Origin of the sequence: Spirochaeta lutea (assembly GCF_000758165.1) — a bacterium.
Lineage (GTDB): Bacteria > Spirochaetota > Spirochaetia > DSM-27196 > Salinispiraceae > Spirochaeta_D > Spirochaeta_D lutea.
In genome coordinates this window covers 1-4,476 of the sequence record NZ_JNUP01000037.1, presented here as the reverse complement: position 1 = coordinate 4,476, position 4,476 = coordinate 1, and the positions used below count along the sequence as shown (strand labels likewise).

5 protein-coding genes are annotated in these 4,476 nt (G+C 34.2%); all 5 read left to right on the top strand.

Features of this window, described 5'->3' with window-relative positions; all coding sequences use genetic code 11:
- Positions 1–302 precede the first annotated feature (302 nt).
- Positions 303–854 carry a hypothetical protein gene (locus DC28_RS04505; protein ID WP_156104557.1) on the top strand — a complete coding sequence of 184 codons (552 nt, stop codon included), beginning with the start codon at positions 303–305 and terminating at the stop codon, positions 852–854.
- Positions 855–999: 145 nt separating this feature from the next.
- Positions 1,000–1,917: a hypothetical protein gene (locus DC28_RS16375; protein WP_156104575.1), complete on the top strand. Its 918-nt coding sequence runs from the start codon at positions 1,000–1,002 to the stop codon at positions 1,915–1,917.
- A 127-nt stretch (positions 1,918–2,044) separates the two neighbouring features.
- The gene (locus DC28_RS04495; protein ID WP_037546384.1) at positions 2,045–3,283 is read left to right on the top strand and encodes a hypothetical protein; all 1,239 of its coding nucleotides are present in this window, start codon (positions 2,045–2,047) and stop codon (positions 3,281–3,283) included.
- On the top strand, positions 3,284–3,454 hold the full coding sequence (locus DC28_RS16370) for a hypothetical protein (protein WP_156104574.1): 171 nt from the start codon (positions 3,284–3,286) through the stop codon (positions 3,452–3,454).
- A gap of 147 nt (positions 3,455–3,601) precedes the next feature.
- Positions 3,602–4,432 (top strand): GIY-YIG nuclease family protein, encoded by an 831-nt coding sequence (locus tag DC28_RS04490; RefSeq protein WP_037546382.1) that lies wholly within the window; start codon positions 3,602–3,604, stop codon positions 4,430–4,432.
- The last annotated feature ends 44 nt before the right edge of the window (positions 4,433–4,476 follow it).

Below are 4,476 nucleotides of genomic sequence, written 5' to 3'. Positions count from 1 at the left end.
TTCTTGGCAAAAACCGCGCCACTTTCGCTCCGCAGGTTAAGCGCGCGTTATATGGATGAAAAATTTGTAATTCACGAAAATATCACCATCTGAATAAAAGAGAGATTATTTTCACTATCTTGAGAGCGATATATTTGAATCGGATATGAGCAATAAAAAATGGGAAATAATAATTATCCAAATTGGAAGGTAGATAATCGATAAGTGACAAAAATTTCAAGGATTTATTCATTAATATATAACAACTACAGAACAGACAATTAACGGATAGAAGGAATAAGGCGGACCGTAAAATGAAAAATATGGTATTGAGCATAATCGCTTTGATTGCATCACTAAGCATTGCCTACGCACAAGATCCAATAAATGAGTTTAATGCCGAAACAATGGCCACAGTAATCAAAACTTCTGGCTTTTTGGATCACTATGAGGAAATTCTCGTTGGCCTAGAAATCACTTCCGATATATCAAAATGGGAGAATATCACTTATAGATCTGGATCTTTAAATACTCCAGCAAATGTAAATGCATTTCATGCATCAGAAGAAGAAAAGCTCTTTGTGGATGCTTTTGAATATGGTGAATATGCATTTCTACTGTTGTACCAAAATATTGACAACTCAAAAATTATTCAGGATTCAATAATTAGATTAATACCAAAGAAAAACTATCGTGTATCAAAGTTTCCAATAGAACATGATGATGGTTATAACTGGGGGACATTTTTGGAATGCATAATCAATCCGGATAATTATTATGAGCCGGAAGTTATCGCCATTTATATAATCAATTTTGAAAAGAAAGAATTTGAAGAAATTGAATATGATAATGTTAAAATTATTAGAGAAATCTGAAATAGAAGTTTACCATATAACACGCGCTTCAACCTGACAAATCCTTTGTCACGGTTTTTGCATTTGCAAAAACACGCGCCAAGCCCTTTGGGCTCGGATTTGCAGGTTAAGCGGTCGTTATATGGAATCTTGAAATGGAGTAATCATGAAAATAAATAAGCTTGTTCTTATCGTAATCCACTTTTTTTCTGGCTTCGTCCTTTTTGCACAGAATTACTATGGTCCAAATGTATTTAATACAACTCTTAGTCCAGGCGAATATTTGTACAGTACTCAAAATTTAGGCATTATCCGACAAATAGAAATGGTCCATATAGACTTGAATTTTACAAGGCCGAACAATAAAGTCACTTTTCCAGCAAAGATATATTCATTTTCTGACGGAAATCAAACTTCATTTGTAACTCACAATTTTGATTCTGGGTTAAGGTCTGAAATTATTTATACTTATGATGATAATGGAACTTTGACTACTTTATCCAATAGTGATGGAGCTAGAAATTTTGAAAATGCTCCTGAAATATTCGAATCAGGAACTTTCACATTGGGTGCGGACACTGATCCCAATCGATACGAATATGACTTACAAATAAGTGAAAGCACCGTCCACCTAATAATTAAATCCTATCGGAATAATAAAATATATAACTATAATGAAAAGCTCTGGGTGTTTAATGAGAGTGACAAATTAATTCAAAAATGGGACATCACCCGAATAAAATATAAACTTTCTAATCTAGATGATATTTGCTTTATTTCATTCTTTGAATACGATTCCGATGGAAGAATTATTGAAGTCAATGAACTGAGAACCAACCAAGAGTCTAATGCTGATAACATATTAGATGAGTTTTCGATCAAAGAAAATGATTTTGTAAAACGAATTGAGTTTGAATATTCTGAAGATTTAATTAACAGAGTATTGCAATATGACGGAAATGAACTAAATAGTTATTACTACTATTCTAATTTTGATAATATGGGTAATTGGCGAACTGTAACTCAGAAAAATCTAGATGGTGAAATTATTAATATTTGGAATCGAGATATAATCTATAATTGATCGGATCCATATAACAATCGTTTCGAGACCGACTCGCCTATTGTCATGGAGTTTGCTTTTCCGCTTCGCGGGCAAACTCCANGGCTCGCGGCTCAAACGGTCGTTATATTGATTTTGAGGAGATGCTATGACAGCAGAAATCGTAATCATGAATCAGAGCGCAGTTGCCATGGCAGCTGACAGTGCTGTAACGATTAACTTGCCAAATGGTGACAAAAAGATCTTTAATACAGCGAATAAGTTGTTTGCCCTCTCAAAATATCAACCTGTCGGAATCATGGTCTATAACTCATCTAAACTTTTAGGAATTGATTGGGAAGTCATTATCAAGGAGTATCGACGGAAACTCGGGAGAGGCAAATTCAATACATTGAATGAATATTATAACGACTTTATAATTTTTATAATAAATTTTGATATAATAAGCGAAGAATCACGAGATGTAAGCATAGAAGGACATGTTCATGGAGTCATACAGGCAATCGCAGAACAATTCGCTGAACGAACTAAAGAGCAAATGGCTGAACTGAATGAAGTAGAAGGTGAAGAAAAACTCAAAAAATTAAATAAAATATTGTTTGAAGTATTGTCAACTGGAGAGGATTATTTCGGTACTAATGAAATTGAGAATTGCCCACTTGAAAAATTCAACGAATTTTATGGCAATATGATAGAAGAGATAATTGCCGATGAGATTCCAGCAATCGATACTGTGAACAACGAAATTCTTAGACGAGTAATCTACAAAGCTATTGCAAAAATGGATGACTACAAGGGATTCACTGGCATTGTTATTTCCGGTTATGGGCATAAAGAGTTGTTTCCGTCAACTATCAGCTTTGTCATCAATGGATTGGGAAAAAACTTCGCAATATCAAGGATTCTAAAAACAAGTTCAATTACATTAAATAATTCCGCCTCAATTCTTCCATTTGCCCAATCCGAAATGGTTGCAAGCTTCATGGATGGTATTGATCCGATGTTGTCTCAGTTTATACATGAGAGCATTGACTATATATTCAACAAGATCAACGATATTATTCCTCTAGCAGAGGAGCAAATCAAAGAAATCAACCATGAATTTTCGGATGCAATGGAGGACTTTGCATCTAAGAACTTTGTTAATCCGATTTTACAAATAGTTAGTAGTTTACCTAAAACGGATCTAGCAGAGATGGCAGAATCACTGGTAAACTTGACTGCATTCAAAAGGCATGTAAGTCCAGATGCAGAGACTGTAGGTGGACCGACAGATGTTGCAATCATTTCGAAATCTGACGGGTTTATATGGATAAAGAGGAAACACTACTTCCAACCCGATCTCAACAGACAGTTTTTCTATAAGTACAATTTGGAGGATGAATAGATGGAAAAAACAGAAATAAATGAAGTAGTACGCTTAATGTTCAAAAACTACGAAGAAAAGCAGAAGAATGAAGCTCAGAATTTCATCGTGGATTCAAACAGGGAAATCCAAACAAACTTGTTTATTAAGATAGATAAGATACTCTCTTCAAACAAAAAAACCACAATATAACAATCGCATCAACGCGATTCGCACTTTGTCATGGTTCTTGCTTGCGCAAGAACACATGCCAAGCCCCTCGGGCCGTACTCACGCGTTATGCGGTCGTTAGCTGGACGCCTTCGGCGCAGAAGAGTATTATTTCTGAAGGACTTTAATTTGACTGGTATTTATAGAATTACTAACATTATTAATAAGAAAAAATATATCGGTCAGTCAATTAATATCTTTCAAAGATGGAAACAGCATACTTCAGCACTTACTGATTATAGTAATGAAACGATTATCCGCAGTGCATTTGCAAAATATGGCTTACGAGAACAGGTGTCAAAGCCAGGAACCTATGGAAATTTCATATTTGAAGTAATTGAAGAATGTAACCCAGATATATTATTAAACAGGGAATACTACTTTATAAAAAATGAAAATCCAGAATACAATCTCATGCTTATGCCTCCAAATGAACTATTATCATTTGATGTAACCCGAAAAAGGAACCAAGGATCACATTTTATTCAGTACCATAATTATGACACTGAAAAGCATTACCCTGGAATCGATGAGAATACGGAACAATATGCTATTTCTGATATTGCGCATTATATTAGTTCACGAAAAAAGCTTTCCGCTTATATTGATGGAGCAATTATATATTTAATACTTGGTATATCAATTAACAGGAAAAAGCAGTACTTTCTTTGGTCACAAACAACAGTCGATGACATGGAATTTATGGAAGATGAATTTCTTTCCTATAATGTAATCGGATATCAAGAATTCTTTATGCCAATTCTCCTGAATAATTTTCCTAAGTTTCGTGACTTTCAAAAAAAACTCGGAAACTTTGCATATGGCTTATCTTCAATAAGCAGCTCACCTTTTTTAGAAACCCTAAAAATAATTGCAAAAGAAAATAAAGTCGCCCCGAATTTAAAAGCACATGAAATGGTTTTATTATATGAAAATGAATATAAAAATTCGGACAGCTAACAAGTGCTTCAACTTGACATTTCCTTTGTCATGAAAATTGCTAA

What these genes read in the sequence shown, in the direction of transcription:
- DC28_RS16370 (WP_156104574.1), top strand. Translation starts at nt 3,284, where the DNA reads ATGGAAAAAACAGAAATAAATGAAGTAGTACGCTTAATGTTCAAAAAC.
- DC28_RS16375 (WP_156104575.1), top strand. Translation starts at nt 1,000, where the DNA reads ATGAAAATAAATAAGCTTGTTCTTATCGTAATCCACTTTTTTTCTGGC.
- DC28_RS04495 (WP_037546384.1), top strand. Translation starts at nt 2,045, where the DNA reads ATGACAGCAGAAATCGTAATCATGAATCAGAGCGCAGTTGCCATGGCA.
- DC28_RS04505 (WP_156104557.1), top strand. Translation starts at nt 303, where the DNA reads ATGGTATTGAGCATAATCGCTTTGATTGCATCACTAAGCATTGCCTAC.